Origin of the sequence: Paenibacillus albidus, assembly GCF_014644435.1 — a bacterium.
Classification (GTDB): domain Bacteria; phylum Bacillota; class Bacilli; order Paenibacillales; family Paenibacillaceae; genus Paenibacillus_AQ; species Paenibacillus_AQ albidus.
The window spans coordinates 72,621-99,160 of record NZ_BMKR01000011.1 but is presented as its reverse complement, the minus strand read 5'-3'; the positions used below and the strand labels follow the sequence as shown (position 1 = coordinate 99,160).

The 26,540-nt window shown below is 52.5% G+C and carries 21 protein-coding genes; 14 read left to right on the top strand and 7 right to left on the bottom strand.

Annotation, left to right across the window (positions count from 1 at the left end):
- Window positions 1–20: 20 nt before the first annotated feature.
- Complete coding sequence (locus IEY53_RS15045) at window positions 21–350, bottom strand: hypothetical protein (RefSeq protein WP_189026235.1); 330 nt, start codon at window positions 348–350, stop codon at window positions 21–23.
- A gap of 230 nt (window positions 351–580) precedes the next feature.
- Window positions 581–1,660, bottom strand: a complete 1,080-nt coding sequence (locus tag IEY53_RS15040) for a GNAT family N-acetyltransferase (RefSeq protein ID WP_189026233.1) — start codon at window positions 1,658–1,660, stop codon at window positions 581–583.
- A 199-nt stretch (window positions 1,661–1,859) separates the two neighbouring features.
- Here IEY53_RS15040 and IEY53_RS15035 point away from each other — a divergent pair, with 199 nt between their 5' ends.
- The gene (locus IEY53_RS15035; protein WP_189026438.1) at window positions 1,860–3,335 is read left to right on the top strand and encodes a potassium/proton antiporter; all 1,476 of its coding nucleotides are present in this window, start codon (window positions 1,860–1,862) and stop codon (window positions 3,333–3,335) included.
- Between the two features lie 238 nt (window positions 3,336–3,573).
- Complete coding sequence (locus IEY53_RS15030) at window positions 3,574–4,029, top strand: Dps family protein (protein ID WP_189026231.1); 456 nt, start codon at window positions 3,574–3,576, stop codon at window positions 4,027–4,029.
- Between the two features lie 80 nt (window positions 4,030–4,109).
- On the opposite strand, the gene IEY53_RS15025 is transcribed toward IEY53_RS15030, so the two are convergent.
- Complete coding sequence (locus IEY53_RS15025) at window positions 4,110–4,814, bottom strand: AIM24 family protein (protein ID WP_189026229.1); 705 nt, start codon at window positions 4,812–4,814, stop codon at window positions 4,110–4,112.
- A gap of 50 nt (window positions 4,815–4,864) precedes the next feature.
- Complete coding sequence (locus IEY53_RS15020; protein WP_189026227.1) at window positions 4,865–5,332, bottom strand: DUF3450 domain-containing protein; 468 nt, start codon at window positions 5,330–5,332, stop codon at window positions 4,865–4,867.
- A 248-nt stretch (window positions 5,333–5,580) separates the two neighbouring features.
- Between IEY53_RS15020 and IEY53_RS15015 the strand changes: the two genes are divergently transcribed.
- The 5 genes from IEY53_RS15015 (at window position 5,581) to modB (ending at window position 10,379) form a co-directional block, all read left to right on the top strand.
- Window positions 5,581–6,267 carry a M50 family metallopeptidase gene (locus tag IEY53_RS15015; RefSeq protein WP_189026225.1) on the top strand — a complete coding sequence of 229 codons (687 nt, stop codon included), beginning with the start codon at window positions 5,581–5,583 and terminating at the stop codon, window positions 6,265–6,267.
- A gap of 188 nt (window positions 6,268–6,455) precedes the next feature.
- On the top strand, window positions 6,456–7,142 hold the full coding sequence (locus IEY53_RS15010) for a hypothetical protein (RefSeq protein WP_189026223.1): 687 nt from the start codon (window positions 6,456–6,458) through the stop codon (window positions 7,140–7,142).
- Window positions 7,143–7,378: 236 nt separating this feature from the next.
- Complete coding sequence (locus IEY53_RS15005; protein ID WP_189026222.1) at window positions 7,379–8,347, top strand: helix-turn-helix transcriptional regulator; 969 nt, start codon at window positions 7,379–7,381, stop codon at window positions 8,345–8,347.
- A gap of 573 nt (window positions 8,348–8,920) precedes the next feature.
- Window positions 8,921–9,682, top strand: a complete 762-nt coding sequence (modA, locus tag IEY53_RS15000; RefSeq protein WP_373293866.1) for a molybdate ABC transporter substrate-binding protein — start codon at window positions 8,921–8,923, stop codon at window positions 9,680–9,682.
- Between the two features lie 40 nt (window positions 9,683–9,722).
- Window positions 9,723–10,379 carry a molybdate ABC transporter permease subunit gene (gene modB / locus IEY53_RS14995; protein WP_189026437.1) on the top strand — a complete coding sequence of 219 codons (657 nt, stop codon included), beginning with the start codon at window positions 9,723–9,725 and terminating at the stop codon, window positions 10,377–10,379.
- On the opposite strand, the gene IEY53_RS14990 is transcribed toward modB, so the two are convergent.
- Window positions 10,380–11,333 carry a substrate-binding domain-containing protein gene (locus tag IEY53_RS14990; protein WP_189026218.1) on the bottom strand — a complete coding sequence of 318 codons (954 nt, stop codon included), beginning with the start codon at window positions 11,331–11,333 and terminating at the stop codon, window positions 10,380–10,382. It abuts the gene before it with no gap.
- Window positions 11,334–11,542: 209 nt separating this feature from the next.
- Between IEY53_RS14990 and IEY53_RS14985 the strand changes: the two genes are divergently transcribed.
- A complete protein-coding gene (locus IEY53_RS14985; RefSeq protein ID WP_189026216.1) occupies window positions 11,543–12,952 on the top strand; it encodes a deoxyguanosinetriphosphate triphosphohydrolase family protein in 1,410 nt (469 codons plus the stop codon).
- Between the two features lie 77 nt (window positions 12,953–13,029).
- Here the strand turns inward: IEY53_RS14985 and IEY53_RS14980 are convergent, their stop codons facing one another.
- Window positions 13,030–13,986 (bottom strand): D-2-hydroxyacid dehydrogenase, encoded by a 957-nt coding sequence (locus IEY53_RS14980; protein WP_189026214.1) that lies wholly within the window; start codon window positions 13,984–13,986, stop codon window positions 13,030–13,032.
- 93 nt (window positions 13,987–14,079) lie between these two features.
- Between IEY53_RS14980 and thpR the strand changes: the two genes are divergently transcribed.
- The 3 genes from thpR to IEY53_RS14965 all read left to right on the top strand — a co-directional run bounded on the left by thpR (window position 14,080) and on the right by IEY53_RS14965 (window position 16,423).
- Entirely contained in the window at window positions 14,080–14,688 is a 609-nt protein-coding gene (thpR, locus tag IEY53_RS14975; RefSeq protein WP_189026211.1) for an RNA 2',3'-cyclic phosphodiesterase, read from the top strand.
- A gap of 80 nt (window positions 14,689–14,768) precedes the next feature.
- Window positions 14,769–15,662, top strand: a complete 894-nt coding sequence (locus IEY53_RS14970; RefSeq protein ID WP_189026209.1) for a cell wall hydrolase — start codon at window positions 14,769–14,771, stop codon at window positions 15,660–15,662.
- Window positions 15,663–15,739: 77 nt separating this feature from the next.
- Window positions 15,740–16,423 carry a metal-dependent hydrolase gene (locus IEY53_RS14965; RefSeq protein ID WP_189026207.1) on the top strand — a complete coding sequence of 228 codons (684 nt, stop codon included), beginning with the start codon at window positions 15,740–15,742 and terminating at the stop codon, window positions 16,421–16,423.
- A 107-nt stretch (window positions 16,424–16,530) separates the two neighbouring features.
- On the opposite strand, the gene IEY53_RS14960 is transcribed toward IEY53_RS14965, so the two are convergent.
- Entirely contained in the window at window positions 16,531–17,724 is a 1,194-nt protein-coding gene (locus IEY53_RS14960; protein ID WP_189026205.1) for an MGDG synthase family glycosyltransferase, read from the bottom strand.
- 278 nt (window positions 17,725–18,002) lie between these two features.
- Here IEY53_RS14960 and IEY53_RS14955 point away from each other — a divergent pair, with 278 nt between their 5' ends.
- The 3 genes from IEY53_RS14955 (at window position 18,003) to gltB (ending at window position 26,075) form a co-directional block, all read left to right on the top strand.
- On the top strand, window positions 18,003–18,587 hold the full coding sequence (locus IEY53_RS14955; protein WP_189026203.1) for a TetR/AcrR family transcriptional regulator: 585 nt from the start codon (window positions 18,003–18,005) through the stop codon (window positions 18,585–18,587).
- Between the two features lie 162 nt (window positions 18,588–18,749).
- Entirely contained in the window at window positions 18,750–21,104 is a 2,355-nt protein-coding gene (locus IEY53_RS14950; RefSeq protein ID WP_189026201.1) for a YhgE/Pip family protein, read from the top strand.
- 375 nt (window positions 21,105–21,479) lie between these two features.
- A complete protein-coding gene (gene gltB / locus IEY53_RS14945; RefSeq protein ID WP_189026435.1) occupies window positions 21,480–26,075 on the top strand; it encodes a glutamate synthase large subunit in 4,596 nt (1,531 codons plus the stop codon).
- The last annotated feature ends 465 nt before the right edge of the window (window positions 26,076–26,540 follow it).

Here is a 26,540-nt window from a genome sequence, read left to right as displayed (position 1 = left end):
TTGTCTCAAAAGTACCTTTTCTACTGGATTAGCAGCTTATGGGTGAAGTAGGGGGAAGCGCCCAGCGCTGGGGGGCCGCCACGAGAGGCATAAATTATTGCCTCAGGATGTGCCATATGGGCCAGATCGGCACGAACGAAAGGCAAAAATGCCTCAGGATGTGCCGTGTAGCCCAGATCGGCACGAACGAAAGGCAAAAATGCCTCAGGATGTGCCGTGTGGCCCAGATCGGCATGAATGAAAGGCAAAAATGCCTTAGGATGTGCCATATGGGCCAGATCGGCACGAACGAAAGGCAAAAATGCCTCAGGATGTGCCGTGTGGTCCAGATCGGCATGAACGAAAGGCAAAATGCCTTAGGATGTGCCGTATAGCCCAAATCGGCACGAATGAAAGGCAAAAATGCCTCACTTTTCGCCCAAAGCCGCGCCAAGCGTCCCGCGAGGAGGCATTTTGAAATGGTTGATCCGCACTTCCCGTTTACAAAGGGCGGTTTCCACATTGCTCATACATGTACCTCAAAGAGGCGTCCCTAGCAGCCACTTCATGGCTTCTGGCACCCCCTTTAAGGTGAAGAGATTTAAATGAAGTTCAGGCCCGACAAAAAAGGGAGGGGCAGCGTCCGGTGGGGATCTTCCCCCGGCGCATCCGGAGTCCGCAGCGGACTTGCCGGATCGAACAGCAGCGAGATCAGCGCGGCATCATCAGCATCTTCCGGTATGCTGATGTTCCTGGCGGTCCGCTCAGCAAAGGTCTGCTGCAGCAGCGCATCACGGTCGGCGATGCAGACCGTACCGCTGTTCGCGCCGCCGGCTACTGCGGCGCCGGCCTCCCGCAGCAGCGCCAGCAGGCTACGCTCCTGCCAGGGCACCGGCACGTGCAGCGCGTCCGTATTGCTGCACGTGGCCGCCTTGGCCAGCAGCGCCGCAACAGCCTGCGGCCGGCCGGCCCATTCCAGCGCCACCGCCGGGCGCGGCGCGGAAGACCCGTCAGCCGGTGGCAGCGCCACGGCTGCGAAGCCCTCAATGCTGCCGTCCCGGACGGCTACGAGCGTGCGCTGCGCATGGCGCAGCACACCCGCGTAAGCCCCGGCCCCCAGCAGCAGGGCCAGTTCAGCCGGACTGTGCACATGTCCGGCCTCCCGTTCGCCGAGCAGCCGGTTCACCTCGAAGAGGTCGCCCGGCTGCATCGGCCGCAGCGTCCAGGCGTTGCCGGACGCCTTAGCCAGGGCTTCAGCCGAGCGGCTGGACAGCTCGGCAAGGAGCGTGCCTCCGAACGGCACGCAGCCCGCACGGGTGTATAGCGAGCGGTCGCCGGAGACGAAGAGTAACGATCCGCCGGCACGCGCGGCATGGCTGCGGCATAAGGCGAAAAGCCTCCCGGCCAGGCCCTGGCCGCGATAAGCGGGGGCCGTGCAGACAGCTCCGAGGGAGAAGACATTCAGCAGAGAGCTTCCGGATTTGAGCGAGAACGGCACCAGTCCCATAAAAGCCGCCAGTGTTCCATCCTGGTCAAAGGCGGCATACGAATGGGAAAGGCCGGGCCGGAACAAAAGCGGGAATAAATCCTTCATAGAAGTGTCGCCGGGAGAGCGGAAGATGGAGTCGGCCAGTAGAGCCGCCTGATCCAGCTCGCGGGTATGAATTAATCTTAATTCCATATACAGTCAGGCCTCCTAGGAAGTATAAGCGGTTATAAGAAGCAGTTCACCTAAAGTATAAAGTTGATGAGAATTAATATCCAGTCTTGTCCATACTATTCAGTGACTCAAAAGGATGCCGATCCGGGTAATGAATGAAGTGAAAACAGAGAACGCGGCACATATCCTTTAATTAATGAAAGGTGTGAAGGAACGGACAATGACCCACCTTGCGGATCAGACTATTTTATTGCTGGCGGCTTTGCTGCTGGTAGGCGTGCTTTCTACCAAATTCTCGACCCGATTCGGGATGCCTGCGCTTGTGCTGTTTATTGCGGTGGGGATGGTGCTCAGCCATTTCATTTACTTTAATAATGCTGCCCTGACCCAAATTGCCGGAATATTTGCACTGGTCATCATTTTGTTTGAGGGCGGCATGCAGACAAGCATGAAGGATATCCGTCCAATTCTGCGTCCGGCGTTATCCCTGGCAACCGTTGGTGTGCTGCTGACCACTGCGATTGTTGGGGTTTTTGCCAAGCTGATTCTGGATGTATCCTGGGCGGAAAGCCTGCTGTTTGGCGCAATTGTCGGTTCTACGGATGCGGCGGCGGTCTTCTCTGTGCTGGGCGGTAAAAATATTGACAAACGCCTGACCTCCACCCTTGAAGCAGAGTCGGGCAGCAATGATCCGATGGCGGTATTCTTGACCGTGTCCCTGATTGAATGGATTCAGCATCCCGATACGGCTATTTGGAGCCTGGTGTTATCCTTTATCTGGGAGATGGGAATCGGGCTGCTGGTTGGGCTGGTCATCGGCAAGCTTGCCGTCTACCTCATTAACAGAATCAATCTGGATTCCACCGGTCTGTACCCGGTGCTTGCGATCGGTTTTGCCGTCCTGACCTACGGAGCGGCGGCCATGTTCCACAGCAGCGGTTTGCTGGCGGTCTATGTGATGGGACTGACGCTTGGCAATTCCGAGCTGGTGTATCATCGGACCATTATGAATTTCAATCACGGGTTTGCCTGGATGATGCAGATTGTGATGTTCATTCTGCTGGGACTGCTGGTTTTTCCGCAGGAACTGGTCAACATCGCCTGGCAGGGCATTCTGCTGTCCGTTATTTTGATGGTGGTGGCCCGGCCGGTCGGCGTATTCATCAGCCTGCATTTTGCAAAGTATTCCATTCGCGAGAAAACACTGATTTCCTGGGCCGGACTTCGCGGCGCGGTCCCGATCGTTTTGGCCACCTATCCACTGCTGGCGGGTCTTGAGAATGGCGGGCTTTTCTTCAATGTCGTGTTCTTCGTCGTTTTGACTTCGGCGGTCATTCAGGGAACCAGCATATCGCCGCTGGCCTCGCGGCTCAAACTGGTCGGAGATGGGGATTCACAGCCGTCACTGATGGAACTGGTGGCCCTGGGCAAAACGGACTCCGAATTTACCCATATCGGCATTGAGCATCACATGCCGGTTGCGGGGATGCGAATTTCGGGAATTGGGCTCCCGGATGATATTCTGTTTACTGCGATCATCCGCGATAAGAGCATTATTACGCCGCACGGCAGCACCATAATTGAGCCGGGCGACACGGTCTATGTGCTTAGTCCCAAGAACAAACGCGATGAGATGAAGTCCATTTTCCGCAGCGGGAAAGGAAAAGCGGCGGAAACAAATCTTCCCATCGATTAACTTTTAAGGGTGCCGTGGAGGCGCCTTTTTTTGTTTCCGTACTTTGCACAATGAACCCGGAAGCACTGAACGTGACGCAAGTAACAGGTAGGACAGGGTAGGGTATGATAGAATTTGCAGCAACAAATCCACAAATGTTGCAGACATGGATTGCATTTTAGCTCAGTGTGTGTTAAATTGTATATAGATTTAGAATGAGTCTAAATACAATATCATATAATTTCAGGAGGTTTTATACATGACTGCACAAATGACTGCTCAAGACCAATTGCAAGCTGCCTTAAACCGCCAAACGGCGAACTGGTCCCTGCTTGGCGTTAAGCTGCACCACTATCACTGGTATGTGAAAGGAGCACAATTTTTCACGCTCCATGCCAAGTTTGAAGAGCTATACAACGAAGCTGCCGCATATGTCGACGAATTGGCGGAACGCGTGCTGGCGGTTGGAGGGCAACCAGCCTCAACCATGAGACAGTACTTGGCGCTCTCTGAGCTCCAGGAGGCACGCGGCGGCGAAGATGCCAAGGAAATGGTGGGACAGCTGGTCAAGGATTTCACAGCTATCGGTGGGGAGCTTAAAGAAGCTATTACCGCTGCGGAAGAACAGAACGACCAGCCCACAGCGGATCTGCTTATCGGCATCCGCAGCAGTGTGGAGAAACATGTCTGGATGCTGACCGCTTATCTGGGTTAAGCGGCCAGCCGGGAACGGGAAGAAAGGTACGAAGAAGCGCCTACGCCTTGAATTACAAGTCGTGGGCGCTTTTTGCGCGGCTATTTAATAAAGACACCGCCGAAGGGCAACGCTTCGCGCAAGAAGCGCTTAACGATCCCATCCTCGTTGTTCTCCCGCTCAAACCGCCGGTTCTGCCGTCCGGCCTGGAACAGCACCGGCCCATGGCCTGTCATTTTCCAATGATAACTCATATGCTGGCTGGCCAGATGATTGCCATATACGGTAAGCTCCAGCTTGGCATTCTCGGGATACGCGATAATACTGCCCGCATCGACGTACAGCGGGTCAGATGGATGAAGCTCAGCTTCGCATACCGTTCCTTCCGTCAGAATGCCGATATTGCCCTTGCCGGAGAACTTGACCTTGATCATATCCCGGGTAATGAACATGTTCTTCATGCTCAGCACCCGGGTCTGCATTGAGATTCCCTTGCTGTAGTAAAAAAGATGCTTGAAATCATACAGCAGATCACTTTTGCCGTCGAGCCACATGGTCTTGACCCGGTAGCCCGGCGGCAGCGCGGCCACGAACTGGCAGGGGCCGGACATATCCGCCCGGATCAGCTTGCGCTTGCGGTACATCCCCTTTACGTCCATTAACCGGTCTGCCCGGCCTGCAGAGGGACCTTGGTAGGCAATAATCTGCTGCGGGTGCAATACATGAACCTGTTCATTTGCTGCAATAGTAAAGGCTACGGCCTGCCCGCTGCCGCTGTCTCCGTCATCCTGGATATCGACATTCATTTTTACACCCCCTGGGCTTTATCCTTGCCGTTTCCGGCCGCTGCTTGCGTCTACCGCAGCCGTTCTTCTTTTCGGGAGCGGTGGCGCATGCCCAGGCGTATGAGCCTGATGAATACGAAATACCCCACAACCAGGCCGATCCCCGTGTATATCGTAACTTTTATTTTATTATAATAGTTCTCCCTTGACTCACGGTCATCCCGCAATTCGTCGACTACTTGGGTCAACTGGCGGTTCTGCTCCTGAAGCGCGGCATTCTGGGCCTGAACATTCTGCATTTGATCTTGGGCGTTCCCGAGCGCATCTTTGGTCTTCTGAAGTTCCTCTACAGTCTGCTGATAACTCTCCTGCAATTGATTGACTTCTCCGGGAAGCTCCGAGAACTTCTGGAGTCCGTTATATAAATCATTGAAATAATTGGCCTTTGCTGCTGGCAGTGGGAGGATGGCTGTGCTCCCCAGCAGCAGTAGAGCCGCACATAACAACTTAAACCCTTTGAGCCTGCTGACTTTTTTCACTAACAATCACCACCTGATATAGGCTTGTACATCTTATATTTTAGCATAGCTTGACATCATCTGACAGCATGGGGATAGGCGGACGGCGGGCTGTGCCGCTACTCGACATAAATGGCCTTCTGAGCCTTTTTTACCCGGCAGCCCGCAGCCATAAACGATTATACGCAAAGCTTAAAGAGCCGTTTCTTAATCATTGAGAAGGGATTGCTTTTATCGTATACTTTGGACGGGAAGGGGGATAAATCCCTATGAATAAATGGCTCAAAACCATATTGATATTAACCGGTTCGGCAGTGTTAACAAGATTCATTCCGTTCTCATCCTTGTTTCGGAATTTGGACACGATGATTCATGAATTTGGCCATGCGCTGGTCACCTTGCTGCTCTCGGGCAATGTGCTGCGTATCGAATTGTATGCCAATCACAGCGGGGTAACCTATTCCGCGGTTCAAGCCGGTGGACGGTCGATACTGATTGCACTTGCCGGGTATCCGCTGGCTTCACTGTTTGCGCTGCTGTTGTTCTATTTATATAGGAAGGGACATCAGAACTGGGGGTTATGGCTGGCCAGCGCCGTGGCATTAATCATGCTGGTGCTGTATGTACGCGGGGGGTTTGGAATGCTGTGGCTGGCCGGCTTTATTGCGTTGAATGTGGCTATGCTGGTCCTCTGGCCCAAAATCAGCCGGTACTACTACCTGCTGCTGGCTTTTTTGACCCTGGAGGAGTCTGTAGTGAGTCCTTTGTATCTGGTCTGGGCCGCTATAGCTGCACCGTCCCGGGCCGGTGATGCCAGTAATCTGGCGCGGCTTACCCCTGTCCCGGCCTTGTTATGGGCGTTGCTGTTTTCCGCTTTTGCCCTATTGTGTGCTACCTGGGCTGTCAGTCTCTTTTTTAAGGGAGACCGTTTACGAAAAGCCAAAGGCAGCAGGTGAATGATAAACTACAATATTCGTCATAATTAGACAAAATCGCAGCGGATATAAGAGTCAGTCTCCTGAAAAAGGTGGCCTGGCTCTTTTTTTGTCGAGATTCTGAGGACGAACATATATTCCATGACAAGGAGTTGTCCGCCATTATTGGTACATTAATAGAAGACCCAAAAAAAGAAAGAGGTGGAAATATGCAAGCAAGTATTCAGTCCATATTTACCTGGAGCCAAAACCGTATTTTTGCAGGCGGAAGTCCTGAGATCGTACTGCTTGTGGAATGGAGAGGGCTATCTCCGGCGGATAAGCAGGGCAAACAAAGCCGTAAAGTGGTGGCCCGCGAAATCGAACTGAGAATTTGGCTTGAACCGAATGTGGAGCTTGTGAATGTCCTTGGCTGCAAGGCCGAAGAGGAAGAGGGGAATTCACTGCTGCTCCGGCTGGGAAAGATTCATTCTGGACAAAGAAGATTTGCCGGACTGGAGTTTAAAATATCACCTATGCCTGCCGGCAGACACAATGTGCTTTGGCTGCAATGGCAATACAAGCAGCCTCCGATAGAACGTATCCGCGAGCTTCCCGTACAAAAGCTGAACCTGGAATATACGCATCATACCAGCGTACTGCGCGATAGCTGCAACAGCCATGTTGAGAAGCATATGGCACTTCTGGAAACGGAGGAGCTGTTGAAACGGGCGGTAGCCATGCGGGCGGCAGGGCAGCAAATGCCTGCTTATGAGATGATCTGCCGTCATGCGGACAAGCTGCTGCTGCTGGCCACACGCACGGGTGATCTGCTGATGCTGAAAGAAGCGGAATCTCTGTATAAGTACAATGAATTGGAGCTTAGTCCACATGATAAGGCAGCTGGCGAAATGTAATAGGCCTGACAATGATGAGATTATGCGCAGAAGCGAAACGGACTATACATAGCTGAAACTTTTCATCAATGGGGCAAACACGTTAAAGAAAGCAAATATATTAATGTGGTAATATAGTAAAATAATTCTATTATATTTCCTGATTTATACTATCACCTCTTCAAAAATAGATATATATAACCAGATAATCAAAAAGATAATAGGTCTATTCTACCACGAATCAAGGAGAACTGAAAATGACAGACCGATTAATCCGGTTGATGCGCATCATCACGCTGGTTCAGGCCAAGCCCGGAATTTTGGCTAGGGAGTTAGCGGTACGTTGCGGAAACAGTGAGAGGACGATTTACCGGGATATGGACGCGCTCAGTGCAATGCATATCCCCATAACCCACCTGGGGCATGGAAAAGGATATGCTTTTATCGGCAGTTTTGCACTCTATCCCTTGGACTGGTCGGATGAAGAGGCGGCGGCATTTTCACAAGTTCGTTATAGGATGGAAGAGATCAAACCTCTGCTGCCCCCGGGTTTTGAAGGTGCCTATGAAAAAGTAATGGCAGCCGGATATAAACAGAAAGCGGAACGGGAAGAAAAGCTGGAGACTGCGGCGGCTAGAGAGACCGGACCGGTCTGGATGGACAGAAGCGGCCTCCCTTCGGAACGGCCGTCTTTTTTGTCAGACATCCTGATTTGCATGATGAAGCAGGAGAGCATACAGGTGGATTACAGTGAAAATACTCATAAACAAAAGGGGATTGTCATCGATCCTTACTGCCTGGTTCCATTGGAGAATCGCTTTCATTTAATCGGCTTCTGTCATCGCTTTGGACTCATCCGGACGTTTCATATTCAAGGCTTTACCAGCGTGGAGCCGCTGAAGCAGCGTTTTTCCAAGGAGAAATTCAACCTGCAGTCTTTTATGGAGCAGAAATGGTCGCTGGACCAGGACAGCTTGCAGGTAGAGTTCAAAGTCCGGTTCTCGGAACGGATCATGAATGAAATCACTGCGGAAGAGGTGCCTGTTAAGCCCAGCAAAGTGGACCGTGAGACCTTTTGTGTTCATTATAAAATGTCGGTAGAGCAGGACATTGGATTCGTGCGATGGATACTGAAATTTGAAGAAGAAGCGGAGATTGTGGAGCCATATTACTACCGGGATATGATGAAACGGCAGTTGGAGAAATGGCTTTCGCTGTATAAGTAAAGATTGGATCTAATGGAAGAAAAGTTTCATATTAAGTTATGTTTAGGGAAGAACCTGTCGGGTAATCCTCTGCGCAATTCCAAATTGCTGACAGAGGGTTGCCGGAAAGGTTTTTTGCTTGGTACGGGATATCGGGCCAAAAGTTAGGCTCTACCTCAAAATAAGCGGTTGACAGACTTCACGGACCGGAGAAACGTTATTTCACGAAAAAAGCTCATTTTTCTGGTCAAACGGACTCAGGAGCCGCTAAATGATCCATTGACCCTCGTTTTAGGCTAGAGAACATAAAATCAGATCCCCTCAGTCCGTATAAAAGGACAACACCCTTCGTTGCCTCAAATAAGAGCACCTGAGTCCGCTTCCTTGCACGGCCGGCCCCGGTGACGAGTGGTTTACCGGGACCAAGTCAACCGCTGATTATGTATATAAGCCAAAAGTGAAATGCTATTTATGTCTAATTATACACAAACATAACTAAACATATAGATGGATGTACTATTATGTGCTAGAATAGCACCTAAATACATAGGATTTGATCTATGGGAGGAATGGAATGTGCTCAAGAAATGGATAATGAGCCTACTGGTGCTCTTGATGGCGGCGGGTTTGTCGGTAGACCCGGTGGGGGATGCTGAGGCAGCGACCAAAAAGACGGAGATCATCATCTCTGCTGCAGCAAGTCTGAAAGACAGCCTCGACGAGATTGCGGCTCTGTATGAGAAGAAACATCCCGGGATTAGGCTTGTATTTAACTACGCGGCATCCGGTACGCTCCAGAAGCAGATTGAGCAGGGCGCCCCGGCTGACCTGTTCTTCTCGGCCGGCGATAAGCAGATGAATGTGCTGGTGGATCAGGGCCTGATTGGGGACCACAAGAAGCTGCTGAAAAATCAGCTGGTAGTGGTGGTTCCTTCCGATTCACAGGCCAAGCTGACAAGCATCACTGCGCTTACAGCTCCAGCTTTTAAGCGGATTGCTATAGGCCAGCCGGAATCGGTGCCTGCCGGCCAATATGCGCAGCAGTCGCTGGAAGCCAAGAAGGTGTGGGACCGGCTGCAGGGCAAACTGGTATTTACCAAGGATGTCCGTCAGGTCCTCTCCTATGTGGAGACAGGGAATGTTGATGCCGGTTTTGTCTACAAGACCGATGCACTGACTTCGAGCAAGGTGAAGATTGCCCTTGCGGTTGGCGCACATGTGCACAAGCCTATCCAGTATCCGGCCGGTATTGTCAAGGATACGAAACATCCGGAAGAGGCTAAGGCCTTTTACAGCTATTTGCAAACCAGGGAAGCCCGCAGTATCTTCACCAGCTACGGCTTTCTGCTTCCTTAACGACCAAATTATTACGTAAGCGGGTTGAACGTCTATGAACATGAATTGGAGCGAATTCCTCGCCCCGGTAGGGCTGTCTATCAAAATCGCCGTAGTTACGAGTATCATCGTATTTGTATTGGCATCCGCAGCGGCCAAGGTGATGGCAGGCCGGAAGTTCCCGGGACACAACCTGGTGGAGACAGTCCTGCTGCTTCCACTGGTATTGCCCCCAACCGTGGTGGGCTTTGTGCTCCTGGTTCTGCTGGGCCGCCGGAGCTGGATCGGCAGACTGTATGAGCAGTTTACCGAGCAGACTCTTCTGTTTACCTGGGTCGCCGCCGTAATAGCGTCGGTTGTGGTGGCTTTTCCGCTGGTGTATCGCACTGTGAAGGCGGGCTTTGAAGGGGTGGAGAAGGAACTGGAGGATGCGGCGCGTGCGCAGGGAGCGAGCGAACTGCAGGTGCTGCGCTATGTAACGCTTCCGCTCGCGGGCCGTTCACTTTCTGCGGGTTTTGTCCTGGGTTTTGCCCGCGGACTGGGTGAATTCGGGGCAACCCTGATGGTTGCCGGGAATATCCCGGGCCGCACGCAGACCGTGCCTACCGCTATTTATGTTGCGGTGGACGGCGGGAACATGACCCTGGCCTGGTTATGGGTAGGCTCTATTATTGTCATATCGTCCATTATGCTGATGTTCGTGAACCGCCGTTCCTGATCAGGTCTCATACAGGATGGAGCCGGTTTCGCTCAGATCATAGCCGTGGATGGAACTGAGCTCATCCTGGAATGTCGAAGAACGCAAAGTATCAATAACTGTTTGTATCCAGGGCTCCGTACTGGTGTTTTTGATCATTACCAGATCATAACGCTCCCGGATCAGCGGAATAAACTCAAGACCGTCAATAATTTTGGCGGCTTTTTCTATGCCTATCCCCACATCGGCTTCACCCCGGGCCACTTTTCCGGCTACTGCCAGATGGCTGTTCTCCTCCGTGTCGTACCCGGCCAGTTCAGCGGCAGGAATACTGTGCAGACGAAGCTGTTCGTCTAGCAGCACACGCGCGCCTGAGCCGCGTTCCCGGTTCACCATCACCACCCCTGTCCGCCGCAAAGCGGACCAGTCCGTAATTCCTTTGGGATTCCCCTGCCGGACATAGAATCCGGCATTCCGGGCCAGCATGTGAACTACAACATAGGACAAGCCCACGAGCAGCTTGCGAATGTAAGGCAGGTTGTATTGTCCCGTGTCGCCGTCAAGCAGATGTGTGCTGACAATATCCGATTCGCCGTGATACATGGCAATCAGGCTGTCCAAACTGCCCGCATAAGAGCGGAGCGGACGGGCTCCGGGCATGCTGCGCTCCAGATGGGTGGCCAGGATATCCAGAGACATATCCTGGCCGGTAATCACAATACTGCGACTGGCAGGTTTGCTGCTGTACGGGGCAGGAGCCGCGGAGGGGACTCCGCCGCCGGGAGTTGCGGGAGCGGCAACGCCATGCCGTGAATTTTGCTTGTAGGCTTCCAGATCAGAGAGATCGACCCGCATTTGTTTGCCGACCCGGTAAGAGGGCAGCTCGCCTTTTTTAATGAGGTCATAGACTTTTAACTTGGATATCTTGAGCAACCGGGCAATTTCTTCGGTCGTAAAGGATGTATTCTCAGGCATGTGAAAGCCTCCTAGGATGAACTGCTGCAGCAGCGCAGGAACGTTATACTAGGACAAGACTACCTTATTTTGTTGTCGTGTGCAATTTCTTAGCCGCCTGTTTGAGTATAGGGTGCATACTTTGCAGACGATAATATCATTACGGATTTCGTATGAAATGCCTTATAATAAATTACTAAATACTGATCTGGAAAAAGGGGGCAGCGGATATGACACTAATTGAAAAAAGAGAGCATCGCCAATATCCGGAGATTACCCGCCTGGAAACCTCAAGAGCCGCTTATGAACGTGATTATTCGCGCTTGATCCATTCGCCGACCTTCCGGCGGCTGCAGGGCAAATCACAGGTCTTCGGCGCAGGCACCGGTGATTATTACCGGACGCGCCTGACCCACTCGCTGGAGGTTGCTCAGATTGCCCGTGAGGCGGCTAAAAGCCTGCTCCGGTCTTACCCGGAAGTGGAAACCGGACAGGCCGACAACCCGGGGCTGGTGATTGATCCCGAGGTGGTGGAATGTGCGGCCATTGCCCATGATTTCGGCCATCCGCCGTTTGGGCATAAAGGGGAAGAGGTGCTGGACACCCTGCTTGCGAAGCTGATCGAAGACAAAGCCGAGGCGGAAGCGCTGAAGTCCGGAGCCGGCCCGCTGCAAAAGACACTGATCCATGAGAATATGAAGCGGCGGTACGAGCATTTTGAAGGCAATGCCCACAACTTCCGGCTGATTATGTTTCTGGAGAAAAGAGAGAATATCGACGGGCTTAATCTATCGGATGCAGTCCTGCTGGGCATTAACAAATACCCTTTTCCGGGTACCGTGCTGAAAAAGGGTTTGTATCTGCATGAATGGAATTATATCTCGGAAATTCGCAGCGATTGGGGTCTGCCGGAGGGCAAGAAGACCCTGGAAGCCCAGCTTATGGATCTTTGCGATGATATTGCGTATTCCGCGCATGATCTGGAGGATGGCATCAAGGCCGGCAAGATTGAGGTTCATGAGCATTTTATGCATGACACCTATATCCAGAAGCTGATTGTGGAGAAAATTACAACCCTGGACGATTTCTACTGGAAAGGCTGGGAGCAGGAAGGCATCTGCGCAAAAGTCGCAGAGGTCTTGGACTCCTTTCTGCGTGTCTGGAAGGAGAAGCTGCCGACCTGCGAGAACGACTATTCCCGCACCCGGCGTGAGGTGAAGGCTTATTGGGTCAGCACCTTTGTCGCCAGTCTTGGCGTTATTCAGGACGGGGACTGGAAGAAGGTAACCTTCATGAAGGATGGCCGGGAGGATGAGGATATGCTGCGGACCGTAAGTGTGCTCAAAAGTTTTGCCTGGGTCACCATGATCCGCGATTTGCGCGTGCAGCGTTTGCAGAAAAGGAGTGAATGGATTCTCAGGCGGCTATGGGGAGCTTTCCTGGACCCGGAGACCTCGAAGGCGATTATTCCATCGGACTGGCTGCAGCGCTTTGAAAAGGATCAGCGGCAGCCTAAGCCGATATGGACCTGGGAGCACATGGTGATTGATTATATCGCCGGGATGACCGATGCGTTTGCCGAGAAGATATATAATGAACTTTACGGCCTGAAGGTCGGTTCCATTTACGATCTGGATTGACAGTATGAATAACAGCCTCAGCAGGTTCATTTCTGATTTAATGAACCTGCTGAGGCTGTTGTCTATTCAGTCTTGTATTAGTATTGCCGGGCATAATCAACCAGATTGCGGGAAGGGGTGCCGGAATCCAGATAAGCTTCCAGACTGTCCGTAAAGATATCGACAACCCGCTCCGCATAATAGTCGGTGGTGCCGGCCGAGTGAGGGGTGATGATAACCTGCTCCATATTCCAGAGCGGGTGGTCCTCCGGCAGCGGCTCGGTCTCAAAGACATCCAGTCCGGCTCCGCGGAGTTGTCCGCTGTTCAGGGCAGCGATCAGAGCTTCTGTATTCGTGGTAGCCCCCCGGCCAATGTTGATATAATAAGAGCCCTGCTTGAATGCCGAGAAGATGTTTGCATCGAAGAGCTGTTCGGTTTCATCGGTAATCGGCAGTGTGTTAATGATAAAGTCGCCTTGGCTGACCGCCTTGTCCAGCTCAGCAGTGGTCATGACCTGGTCAAAGTCCGCAACGGGTTGCCCGGAACGGCTGATGCCCAGGGTCTTCATACGAAAGGCCTTGGCAATTCTGGCCGTCTCGCTTCCAATGGCACCGGTTCCGGCGATGACTGCGGTCTTGCCGGTGAGCTCGCTCTCCTGGCCGTCCGAGTGCCAGCGGCGGTTCAGCTGATTGCGCATTGCAGTGTGCAGATTCCGGGTGAACATGAGGATAAAGCCAAAGATAACCGCCGAGATGGGTTCGGCGTGTACACCGCTGGCGTTGGTGAGCAGGATGCCGCGTTCTTTGAACCTCTCGAGCGGCAGCTTCTCTATGCCGGCAGACCAGGTCTGCACCCACCGGAGAGGGGATTCCGGACGCAGCAGGGTTTCTCCGATTCCTTTTGCCCAGCCAATAATAATTTCGGCTTCGGCCAGAAGCTGCAAGTCGGGAGCTTTGGCGTTTGCGAGTGTGAGTGTATAACCAGGGGCGGCGGCTCGGATTCTCTCTTGCTGCTGGGATGAAAGCGGCTGTAGACATACAATGGATTTGGTCAAGATAGTTCCCTCCCGTTATACGAATAGTTGGATGTGGATAATATATAGGATAATGATAAGGATACCAAATCTACTAGGAAAGGTGAAATGCAGATGAACACACAAAAGCCGGATGGTGCTAAGAGTGAACGTTTGTTCATTGCTGTAAGATTGCCCAAGGAACTTCAGGAGGGCCTGGCCAGAGAATGCCGGAGTTTGTCCGAAAAGATGGAGTTTGCCAAATGGGTTCATCCGGAGGATCTGCATATCACACTGCAGTTTTTGGGTGATACGCCCGTAAGTGATATTCCTGCACTCCTCCAGGCATTAAAAGAGAAGGCGGCTTTGTTTGCTCCTTTTCAGCTGGCCGTGGGCGCTATTGGAACCTTTGGAGTTCCGGCAGCGCCCCGGGTCCTGTGGGCCGGAATTTCCGGCCAATTGGACAAGCTGAACCAGCTCCAGCAGACCGTAATCTCGGCAACTCTCCCTTTGGGATTTATACCCGAGAACAGGGAATATAAACCTCATGTTACGCTGGCGCGAAAATATCGGGGAAATTCCTCATTTCATGCAGAAAAGCTTGATGCCTTGCGGTTTTCATCGCTGTTAGAGGCATCCTCACCTCCTGTCAAGGGGTGGACGGTCGACAGCATTGTAGTGTATGCTACCAGAATGCATGCCATTCCTATGTATGAAATGATTGAAAAAATTACATTTTGTTAAAAAAATCGACAAGTTAGTTTTCAAAGCTTCCATTTTCGGTTACATACAATAGGAATGTGCCGTTAATTAGGAGGTAAATAATGGTTATTTTTAAACAAAACCGCTATATTGCGCTGCTTGTTGGTGTCATTCTAGTGTGTTTCTCTGCTATAAACCTACTTCATCCCGGACAAGTTGCCGAGGGGAAGCTCAATACAGTGCAAATGTCGAATCTGCAATCCGGTGGAGGGAGCCGGCAGCCCCTTCAAATCACTTATGGAACCCTGGCAACCCAGAAGAGGATAAGCGGCATCCAGCATCCCAAGCTTTCTGCTGCAGCTGTGGCTCTGAGTCCCTTGTGGAAGACGGAAAAGCTGAACCTGCATCAATTAACGCAAGTACGGGCGAAGGCCAAGCCGGCCACCGTGATCCAGGTGAAAGCTGCTGCACTCAAACCTGCGCCAAATGCGCAAAAGATGCAGCAAAAGACAGCAACTGCAACAAAGGGGAGTCAGACCGCTGTTAAGAAGGTCGCGGCAACTCAGCTCAATCCCCCCACAACATTGTTCTTCTCCCGGACGAAGCTATTAAGTCAGGATCAGCGCAGCAAAGCGACCTGGCACTACGCAGTATCCGAAGAAGACCTGCTCCTGCTGCAGAAGATTGTTATGGCAGAAGCGGAAGGCGAACCGTACCAGGGCAAGGTGGCAGTTGCCAACGTTGTTCTGAACCGGCTGCGGTCAGCCAATTTCCCCGACACGATTTACAAGGTCATCCATCAAAAAAGGCAGTTCAGCCCTGTGGCTAACGGGCGGCTTAAACGTGTGAAGCCCAATGCTGACAGTATCAAAGCGGTTAACGCGGCCCTCTCCGGTGTAAAAGAGGTGACCGACGATACCTATTATTTCCTGTCCCTTACACTCGCTCAGGATCTGACGGTTCATCATTCGCAGACCTATGTCAAAACTATTGGCAATCATACTTTTTATAAATAATTGCAGACATACCTGGGAACCTCTGCCCCATATAGGGTAAACTTAAACTATATGAACCAGGAGGTGTATCAACGGTTATGAAAATTACTTACTACGGACATTCAGCCTTGCTTGTTGAGAGCGGGGAGACACGCGTTATTATCGACCCTTTTCTGTCAGGCAACCCGAATTCGGGCATTACCCCTGAGGATATTTCAGTAGACGCGGTTCTGCTTACCCATGGACACTCCGATCACTTTGGAGATGCGCTGGCCATTGCAGAGCAGAATGGTTGTCCCATATATGCAGTTTTTGAGCTGGCCGAATATTGCCGGATCAAGGGGGCGGCCGTCAAGCATATGAACATCGGCGGCAGCCATACGGATGGGGAAATTACGGTTAAATACACCCAGGCCTTTCATTCTTCCTCTATCCAGGAAGGGGACAGTTGGATCTATGCAGGACAGCCTGCGGGCATTCTGCTGACGATTGGGGGCAAGACTGTGTTCCACTCGGGCGATACGGCGCTCTTCAGTGATTTGCGGCTGATTGGCGAAAGGAATGCGATCGATCTGGCCGCCTTGCCGATCGGGGACATGCTGACCATGGGGCCTGACGATGCGCTGCTGGCAGCACGCTGGCTGCGGGCAGAGAAGGTCATCCCGCTGCACTATAATACCTTTCCGGCCATAGCCCAGGACGGGGAGGATTTCTGCGACCGGCTGCGTCAGGAGGGAATTGAAGGATATCCTCTGCGGGCAGGGGAGAGCGTAGAGATCTGAGGCATACGCAGCAGGCAGGGTACCAGGACTGCAGATGAAGTTCTCTTGGCACAAAAAAAGAACCTCCATCTTCACGGACAACCGTGGGATGGAGGTTCTTTCTGGTGTTACGGCGTCAGATAGACCGCCTCTTCCGTTCGGTGCTGAGCCCGTGCAGCCGCACGGGATTCAATCATCGCTTCATCTGCCGGCTTGCCCAGAAGCTCCAGTACAGTGGCGGCACAATGATGTGGCTGATGCCGGTCAAAGGCAAGTCTCCGCCGACGCTGCTCTTCGAGGGACGAATCTTCATGAAGCAGCAAGGAGAACCATTTATTCACGATGGCAGGATCAAGCACCTCGGCCAAACCTAGCTCGACGAAATATTGGCAATTCTTCTCTTCCTGGCCCGGAATAGCTTTATAGAACAACATCGGGATACCTTTGGCCTGGCCTTCCGTGCAAGTCATGCCACCGGGCTTGGTAATCAGCAGATCCGAGGCATCCATCAGCTTATTGATCTCGCTGGTGTAGCCGATAATCCGGATATTGGGATGACGGAACAGGGGGTTGGCCTGCATTTTGGCTACGAGCTTATCATTGCTGCCCATGCAGAAAACCAGCTGTATCTCATCCATCCTGGAGGTAAGGGAGTGCATGACATCTTTGCCGAACATGAGTCCCCAGCCTCCGCCCATAATGAGGACGGTAGGCATATCCGCGAGCCCGAGCTCCTTGCGGAGCAGCTTCTTGTTGGAACGTTCCCAGAACTTCGGATGCACCGGAATTCCGGTGACCGTGACATATTCGGACGGGACACCCCGCCCCGTCAGTATCGACTTGACCCTTGAAGTCGATACCAGATACCGGTTGGCCTCATCATTGACCCAGCTTCCGTGTGCATCATAATCTGTAATTAATGTGTAAAGCGGAACTTTCAGTCCGCGGCGTTTGAGTCTGGAGATCACGGCGGCCGGTATGGGATGTGTACAGATAATTAAATCAGGCCGGAGCTGTTCAATAACCTGGGAAGCATGTGTATAAAAAATCCGGTGAAGCGCCAGCTTGGTCAACCGGTTCAGAGATTTATGATATTGTGTCTTATACATCATGCCGACCAGCTTGGGCTGGCTGCTGACTGTTTTTCGGTAAGCGGAAAGAATCCAGGGAGCAACCGTCGGATTCAGAAATTTGCCAAGTTCAATGACACGGCACTGAACATCCGGATTCAGCAGCTTTATTCCTTCGGCCAGAGCATAGGCTGCTCCTGTGTGGCCCGTACCGAAGCCCTCCGAAAACAGCAGTACTCTTTTCTTTCGCATAAGTTCACCTGCTACTTTCCTTCATTAGATAGAATAAGATAGAATAGGAAACCTTCTTCTAAATCATACTAGGGAAATCATTACTCTTCCCACATTATACAAATAAGACGTAAATAGAAAGTTAAAACACTGCAATATTTTAAAAAATAAACATTGCCCCAGGGTATTGCCATTATACAGGCAAAGTGGTAGAGTAATAAATGACCGACTGACCGTAATAGTAAACTGGTCAGTCAGAGAGTGACAGTGATTATTTTCTGGAGAAAGGGAGTGGGCAAGTGGCCGTGGTAGACCGAAGGCAGCAAGTGCTTCAAGCCGCAACTAAATCATTTTCATTATTCGGTTATAAGGCAACAACGATGGATCAGGTTGCAAGAATCGCAAATGTCGGCAAAGGAACCATCTATACCTTCTTTACGAATAAGGAGCAGCTGTTTGATGAAATCCTGCACGATGTGATGGCCGATATGAAAATTATTGCTGAGCGGGAGATCAGACGGGATAAGCCATTCTTTGATAATCTGCACCGTGTGCTGGATGCCTTGCTGGAATTTCGGAGCGAACACGAGCTGTTCATTAAACTTTCCCAGGAGAATCGCGAATTCGGCACGCCGCAGGCCCAGGAAGGACTCGACAAGATGGAGAATGTCGTCCTGGAATATTTGGAACGGGAGGTGGCTCACGCGATACAGCAGGGGGAGATCAAACCCCTTGATCCCAAGATTGTATCTGTGGTTATGTTCAAGCTGTACATTATCCTGACTGCTGAACTAAACAAGCTGCATACACCGCTGGACAAAGAGCAAATCAAAGCCTACTTTCATTTGTTTTTGGCCGAAGGGCTGGCACAGCAGCAGATTTAGGCGCCATATAGCAATTGCGTAAGACTCCGTGAGGAGTTTTTCTTATGCCCTTGATTGACCAATTGGGGAAAACAGTCATATGGTGTTACAGTAAAATTTCATAGTAAGAGCATTAGAGAGAGAAGCATTAATAGAGCATATGATTAGAAGGAGAGAACCAGAATGAAATCATTATCCGTATTTGCGAAGGATTTGGGGGCAGCGCTTAAGAATCCCAAAGTGTTGATTCCTATGCTTGTTGTTCTCTTCATTCCCGTGATGTACAGCGGACTGTTCCTGAAAGCCTTCTGGGACCCTTATGGCAAGATGAACGAACTGCCGGTCGCTGTTGTGAATGAAGACAAAGGGGCCCGGTATGAAGGCAAGGAGCTCACTGCCGGGAGCGATCTGATGCGGGAACTGAAGCAGACCGACGGTTTCCAGTGGAATTTTGTCACCCGTGAGCAGGCGGAAGCCGGCCTTGATGACAGCACGTATTATATGGCGATCATTGTGCCGGAGGATTTCTCCGCCAAGGCTACCACTCTGCTGGACGAAACGCCGCAGCCGGCCACCCTTGTATATGAGCCGAATGAAGGCTACAACTTCCTGGCCGGCCAGATTGGCGGTACAGCCGTGAAGGATATTAAGACTAAAATCTCCGCCAAAGTTACGGAAGCCTACACCAAATCCGTTATGGTCAAAGTTACCGAAATTGCGGACGGACTTGGCGAGGCAGGCGACGGAGCCGGCAAGATTGCCGAAGGTGCAGGCAAGCTTGATGACGGCGCCCTCAAGCTGATGGATAACCTTCTTGTATTGACGGACGGCACGGGCAAGCTGCTGGACGGTGTGAAGCCGCTCACCAGTGGCGTAAGCGAGCTGAACAGCGGAGCATCCGCGCTGCAATCCGGCAGCAGCACTTTGGCCGGAGGACTTCAGCAGCTGTCTGCCGCGCATCAGCAGCTTCAGACAGGTGTGGCCCAAAGCACTGCCGGAAGCCGGGAGCTTAGCGGAGGCTTGAAGAAAACGGTCGCCGGTACCGTGCAGCTCCAGAATGGAACGCAAGCGGCAGTGGAAGGCACAGCGAAGCTGCAGGACGGAACGAAGTCCGTCGTTGATGGCAGCGCCAAATTAGCCGAGGGCCTGACATCTTCCGAAGCCGGCAGTGCCAAACTTACGGCAGGCCTGCAAGCTTCGGCCGACGGCAGCGCACAGGTCACCGACGGCGCCAAAGCGGTCGCTGCGGGCCTTCAGCAGCTGGCGCAGTCCAATCCGCAGCTGGCGGCTAGCCCGGCGGTGCAGCAGCTGCTGCAGGCCAGTGCAGCCGTGGCTGAAGGCAGCGAGAAGCTGCAGCAGAGCCAGCAGCAGCTGGTGCAGGGCGCAACTGCCCTGCACAGCGGCCAAGAGCAGCTGCTGCAGGGAGCCGCGCAGCTGCATGCGGGTTCGCAGCAGCTGGATGCGGGCGTGACCGCTCTGCACAGCGGAGCACAGCAGCTTCATAGCGGCAGCACGCAGCTGCTGGAAGGGCAAAAGCGGCTGGCGCAAGGCGCGGCGGCGCTGGAGACCGGCGGCGGCAAGCTGACCGCCGGCATGCAGCAGTTCGGCACGAAGCTCAGCGAAGCGGCGGCCGGCGGCAGCAAGCTTGCCGAAGGGGGCAAGGCGCTGGAAGCCGGAACTTCGGCTTTGCTCAGCGGCGCCCGCAAGCTGGGAGATGGCCTCAGCTCGGTGGCTGACGGCTCCAAGCAGCTGGCAGCTGGAGCCGGTGAGCTGAAAGAAGGAACGGCTGAGCTGAAGTCGGGCTCAGGGAAACTGGCTGATAAGCTTGGCGAGGCTGCCGAGAAGACCAGTGCCGTGAAGCAATCGGACGCCATGATCGAGATGTTCGCCCAGCCGGTAAAGATCGAAGAACACAGAATCAATGAGGTGCCGAACTATGGCACAGGGTTTGCCCCGTACTTCCTGTCACTTGGCTTGTTTGTAGGTGCGCTGATTTGCACACTGGTTATTCCCATGCGGGAATCGGCAGTACCGGGAGCCAGCCGCCTGAACCGCTTCATCAGCCGCACATTGACGTTCTCATTGATGAGTATTCTGCAGTCACTGCTTGCAGCCATCATTGTCTTGTACGGTCTTGGGCTTGAAGTACAGAATATAGCGCTGTTCTACACGTTCACCTTCATTACCAGCATCGCTTTCATGTGGATCATTCAGGCCATTGTCACCTGGCTGGATCAGCCGGGCCGTTTCGTAGTCATCGTGATCCTGATCTTCCAGTTGACGACCAGCGCCGGAACCTTCCCGCTGGAGCTGATTCCGGACTGGATGAAATTCTTCAATCCGCTGCTTCCAATGACGTATAGCGTCAGAGGATTTAAGTCCGTTATTTCTACCGGTGACTACAGTCTGATGTGGAGCGATGCGGGAGCCCTTGCCATATATGGCGTTGCCTTCCTGGCTCTGACTCTGGGCTACTTCATGTTCCATAACCGGGATAGCGAAGCTGCTGTCAAAAGTGAACAAGTTCTGACTGTATAATCGGGTATTGTCGATTCATAGCGTACCCGCCGAAAAGCACCTCTGAGGAGGTGCTTTTCAACATTTTCAGGCAAAGTACAGTAAGAACTGTTTAAAATCAGCATAAGAAGAAAACGGATAAACCGTTTTCATTGCATAAGAGATTATTCGTTAAAAGTGTATAATTATACAGTGAGGAGTTTTTTTACGCTTTTACTCACTAAAGCTGTACCGTAAAAACAATTGTTAATCAAACTCATAAAAAAGTTTAAATTGCGCTCATGTCAGCTCGATGATAAAATAATATAACCAATCTGCCTTGAATATTTATTAAGATTTTAATGTGAAAATTTTCTTGCGATCATGTCCTACTTTATAATAGAAAGGTTGCGTATGATGAGACACACTGAACTGCCCGGCAAACAGGGCCTGTATGACCCCCAGTTCGAAAAAGACGCTTGCGGCATGGGGTTTGTAGCCCATATTAAAGGCAAACCGTCCCATGATATTGTAAGTAATGCTTTGACCATGCTCCTTAATATGGAGCACCGGGGAGGCCAAGGAAGCGAGCCGAACTCTGGTGACGGAGCCGGCATCATGCTGCAAATTCCGCACCGTTTTTTTGCCGGCGAAGCGAAGAAGCTTGGCTTTGAGCTGCCGGAACAGGGTCACTATGGCGTGGGCATGATCTTTTTGTCTCATAATGAGGAGATCCGGACCCGCCATGAAGACCTCCTTAGCGAGATCATCGCTGAAGAAGGCCAGGAAGTGCTCGGCTACCGCGATGTGCCAACCTTCGACGAAATGCTGGGCAAGACGGCCAAAGCCGCCAAGCCTTATGTACGTCAGGTCTTTATCGGCCGCTCGTCCGGCATCCCGGATGATTTGGCTTTTGAGCGCAAGCTGTATGTCATCCGCAAACGCGCCGAGCTTGCCATCCGCTACGGCGGGGTGGAAGAGGCGGAATCTTTTTATATGCCAAGCATGTCCTGCCGCAAGATTGTATACAAAGGCATGTTGACCACGGAGCAGGTAGGACAATTCTATCTGGATCTGCAGAATGAAGAGCTGGAATCGGCCATAGCGCTGGTTCACTCCCGGTTCAGCACCAATACCTTCCCGAGCTGGGAACGTGCCCACCCGTACCGCTTCATGATTCACAATGGTGAAATCAATACGCTGCGCGGCAATGTCAACTGGATGCATGCCCGCCAGTCCCTCTTCAAGAGCGAGGTGTTCGGCGAGTCCCTGGATCAAATCAAACCGATTGTCAATCCGGATGGTTCCGACACAGGCATGTTCGACAACACCTTTGAATTTCTGTATCTGAGCGGCCGCTCTTTGCCGCATGTGGCGATGATGATGGTGCCGGAGCCTTGGAGCAACCATGACTCAATGGATGCGGAGAAGAAGGCATTCTATGAATACCACAGCACCCTGATGGAGCCGTGGGACGGACCTGCCGCCATGGGCTTTACGGACGGTGTGCAGATCGGTGCCATTCTGGACCGCAACGGCCTGCGTCCTGCCCGGTATTATGTAACCAAAGACGATATGATTATTTTGTCCTCCGAAGCAGGGGTGCTTGATATCCCGGCGGAGAACATTCTTTACAAGGACCGCTTGAGACCGGGACGTATGCTGCTTGTGGACACACAGGAAGGCCGTATTATTTCCGATGAAGAGGTTAAAGCGGGAATTATCTCCGAGCAGCCGTACAGCGAATGGCTGGATGAGCACCTGATCGGCCTCGATGAACTGCCGGACGCGCCTGAACTGCCAAATCCGAAGCATGACAATGTACAGCAGCTGCAGCAATCCTTTGGCTACACCTTCGAGGACTTGCGCAAAGTGCTTGAGCCGATGGCCTCCTCCGGCGCTGAAGCCGTGGTGTCCATGGGTTATGATGCTCCGCTGGCTGTAATGTCGGATCGCCCGCAGCGGCTTTACAATTATTTTAAACAAATGTTTGCCCAGGTAACCAACCCGCCGATCGATGCGATCCGCGAAGAGCTGGTAACCTCGACAGCAACTACCATCGGGCCGGAACGCAACCTGCTTAAGCCGGAACCGGAGAGCTGCCGTCATATCTCGCTGGCTTCACCGATTCTTTCCAATGAGGATTTTGCCAAAATCCGTCATGTCCGCCGTGCGGGCTTCAAATCGATGTCTATCCCTATTCTCTTCCCGGCTGAGCTGGGTGCGGAAGGGCTGCGCATTGCTCTGGAGCGGATGAACGAAGCGGCAGACCGTGTTATGGGCAAAGGACATAATATCCTGATCCTGTCGGACCGCGGCGTTGACCGTGAGAATGCGGCGATTCCGGCATTGCTTGCCGTGTCCAGTCTGCATCACCATTTGATCAGACAGGGAACGCGGACCAAGGTCAGCATCCTGCTGGAGTCCGGGGAACCCCGTGAGGTGCACCACTATGCGCTGCTGCTCGGCTACGGCGTAAGTGCGGTCAACCCTTATCTGGCCTTCGAGAGTCTGGATGACATGATTGGCCAGGGCCTGCTACGCGGTATCTCGCATGAGAAGGCTGTGAAGAACTATATTAAGGCAGCTACCAAGAGTGTAGTCAAAATATTGTCCAAAATGGGAATCTCAACCATTCAATCGTACCGTGGGGCTCAAATCTTTGAGGCGGTGGGACTGAATTCGGAATTTGTGGACCGTTACTTTACCTGGACGCCTTCCCGTATTGGCGGAATTGGCCTTGAAGAAGTAGCCGCTGAGGCGCTGATTCACCATAATCGTGCCTTCACTGAGAAGGATGGCAATGACAAAGTGCTGGATTCCGGCGGCGATTACCAATGGCGTGCCGACGGGGAAGAACATTTGTTCAACCCGCAGACCATCCATCTGCTTCAGAACTCTGTACGCACCGGAGATTACGGGTTGTACAAGAAGTATGCTGCACTTGTGCAAGGCGAAAGCGAGAAACACCTGACACTCCGCTCCCTGCTGCAGTTCAATACACCATACGAGCCGATTCCGCTCGATGAAGTAGAGCCGGTGGAGTCGATCATGAAACGCTTCAAGACAGGCGCCATGTCCTTCGGCTCGATCAGTAAGGAAGCGCATGAGACCTTGGCAATCGCAATGAACCGCATCGGCGGCAAGAGCAACACCGGTGAAGGCGGCGAAGATCCGGCGCGCTTTATCCCGGACAGCAATGGCGATTCCCGCCGCAGTGCGATCAAACAAGTGGCATCGGGACGTTTCGGGGTCACTTCGAACTATCTGGTGAACGCGGACGAAATTCAGATCAAGATGGCGCAAGGCGCCAAGCCGGGTGAAGGTGGGCAGCTGCCTGGACGTAAGGTCTACCCATGGGTGGCCGAGGTCCGCGGCTCGACAGCGGGAGTAGGTCTGATCTCCCCTCCGCCGCATCATGATATTTATTCGATTGAGGATCTGGCGGAGCTGATTTATGATCTCAAGAATGCCAATCCGCGTGCCAGCATTAATGTGAAGCTGGTGTCTGAAGTTGGAGTCGGCACGATTGCTGCCGGTGTGGCCAAAGGCCGCGCCGATATCATCCTGATCAGCGGTTATGACGGAGGAACAGGGGCATCCCCGATGAACTCCATCCGCCATGCCGGCCTTCCTTGGGAGCTTGGCCTTGCCGAGACACATCAGACGCTGATGCTGAACAACCTGCGTGACCGTGTGGTCCTGGAAACGGACGGCAAAATGCTGAGCGGCCGGGATTTGGCTGTGGCGGTGCTCCTCGGTGCCGAAGAATATGGCTTCTCGACCGCACCGCTCGTAGCCGTAGGCTGCATCATGATGCGTGTATGTCAAATGGATACTTGTCCGGTTGGGGTAGCTACACAGAATCCCGAGCTGCGCAAGAACTTCATGGGTGATCCGCAGCATGTTGTGAATTTCATGACCTTTGTAGCACAGGATCTGCGGGAGATTATGGCGAGTCTGGGCTTCCGCACCATCGAAGAGATGGTCGGACGTACAGATTGCCTGAATGCCGTGAAAGCTTCCTATCATTGGAAGAAGAAGGGTGTGGATCTCTCCAGTCTGCTGCATACACCGGAGCTGCCGGAAGGAAGCACACGTTTCCGCAGCAAGACCCAGAACCATGGCCTGGAAGAAACCATCGACGTTTCCAAGCTGCTTGATCTTGCGGCACCGGCTCTGGAATCGGGAACACCGGTAGAGGTAGCCCTGCCGATTACGAACGTCAACCGTGCGGTTGGAACGATTCTGGGCAGTGAAGTGACGCGTAAATACGGTGCAGCCGGCTTGCCGGATGACACGATTCGTCTTCATTTCACGGGCTCTGCCGGACAAAGCTTGGGCGCATTTGTGCCGAAGGGAATGACGATAACCGTCGAGGGAGACTCCAACGACTATGTAGGCAAGGGACTCTCAGGCGGCAAACTGATTGTGAAGCCGTCCCCTAAGGCGACCTTTGCTGCCGAAGATAATATCATCATCGGCAACACGGCGCTTTATGGAGCGACCAGCGGTGAAGCTTACATCAGCGGAATTGCCGGTGAACGTTTCGCGGTCCGGAACTCCGGAGCCAAAGTGGTGGTGGAAGGCGTAGGCGACCATGGTTGTGAATACATGACCGGTGGACGTGTGGTTGTGCTCGGTGAGACCGGGCGGAACTTTGCGGCAGGCATGTCAGGCGGTATCGCCTACGTGTATGACCCGGAAGGCACTTTCTTCAGCCGCTGCAATATCGAAATGGTATTGCTGGAACGGGTAGAGGAGCCGGAAGAAATCGAAGAGCTGCGGGAACTGATTGCCCGTCACACAGAGCTTACGAACAGTATGGCTGGACAACGGATTCTGGATCAGTGGACAGAAAGCCTGCCGAAATTTGCCCGCGTAATTCCTAAGGATTACAAACGGATGCTGCAGCAGATTCGTAAGGTGGAGCAGACCGGCTTGACCGGTGAAGCGGCACTGATGGCTGCATTTGAAGCGAACATGCGTGAGCTTGCACGTGTGGGCGGCTAACGTTAGTTTAGAACTTTTATAGAAAAGGACCCGATCCGCTTCCAGTGAGGAGGCGGGCCGGGTCTTTTTTGATGCCTCAGTTTGCTTAACAATTAGGGCAGTCCGTGGAACGGGAAAGGAGGAATGTGGAATGGGGACGGTACCAACCGCACCCTTTTTGCGGTAAAGGCAGTTCTTGCAGTTCTGATGCATTTAGTGCAGTATAATCGCTCTGGGGTGGCATGAAAGTTCATTCTGATGTATTTCGTACAGTAGAAATTTAGAAAACAGGCGTTTCCTGGTCTTTTTTGCTATTCCTAATGCATTAAATGCACTCTAATCGAAAAAGAGCCCGGTTGCTAGCAGTCCTGATGTACAAAGTGCAGTGAAAAAGACTATGTTACTCAAAACCATATTGTTGCGGCCATCAGCGGATCAGCGAATCAGCGGAGAGGAGGTACCGGCGACGGCTTTTATAATTGATTT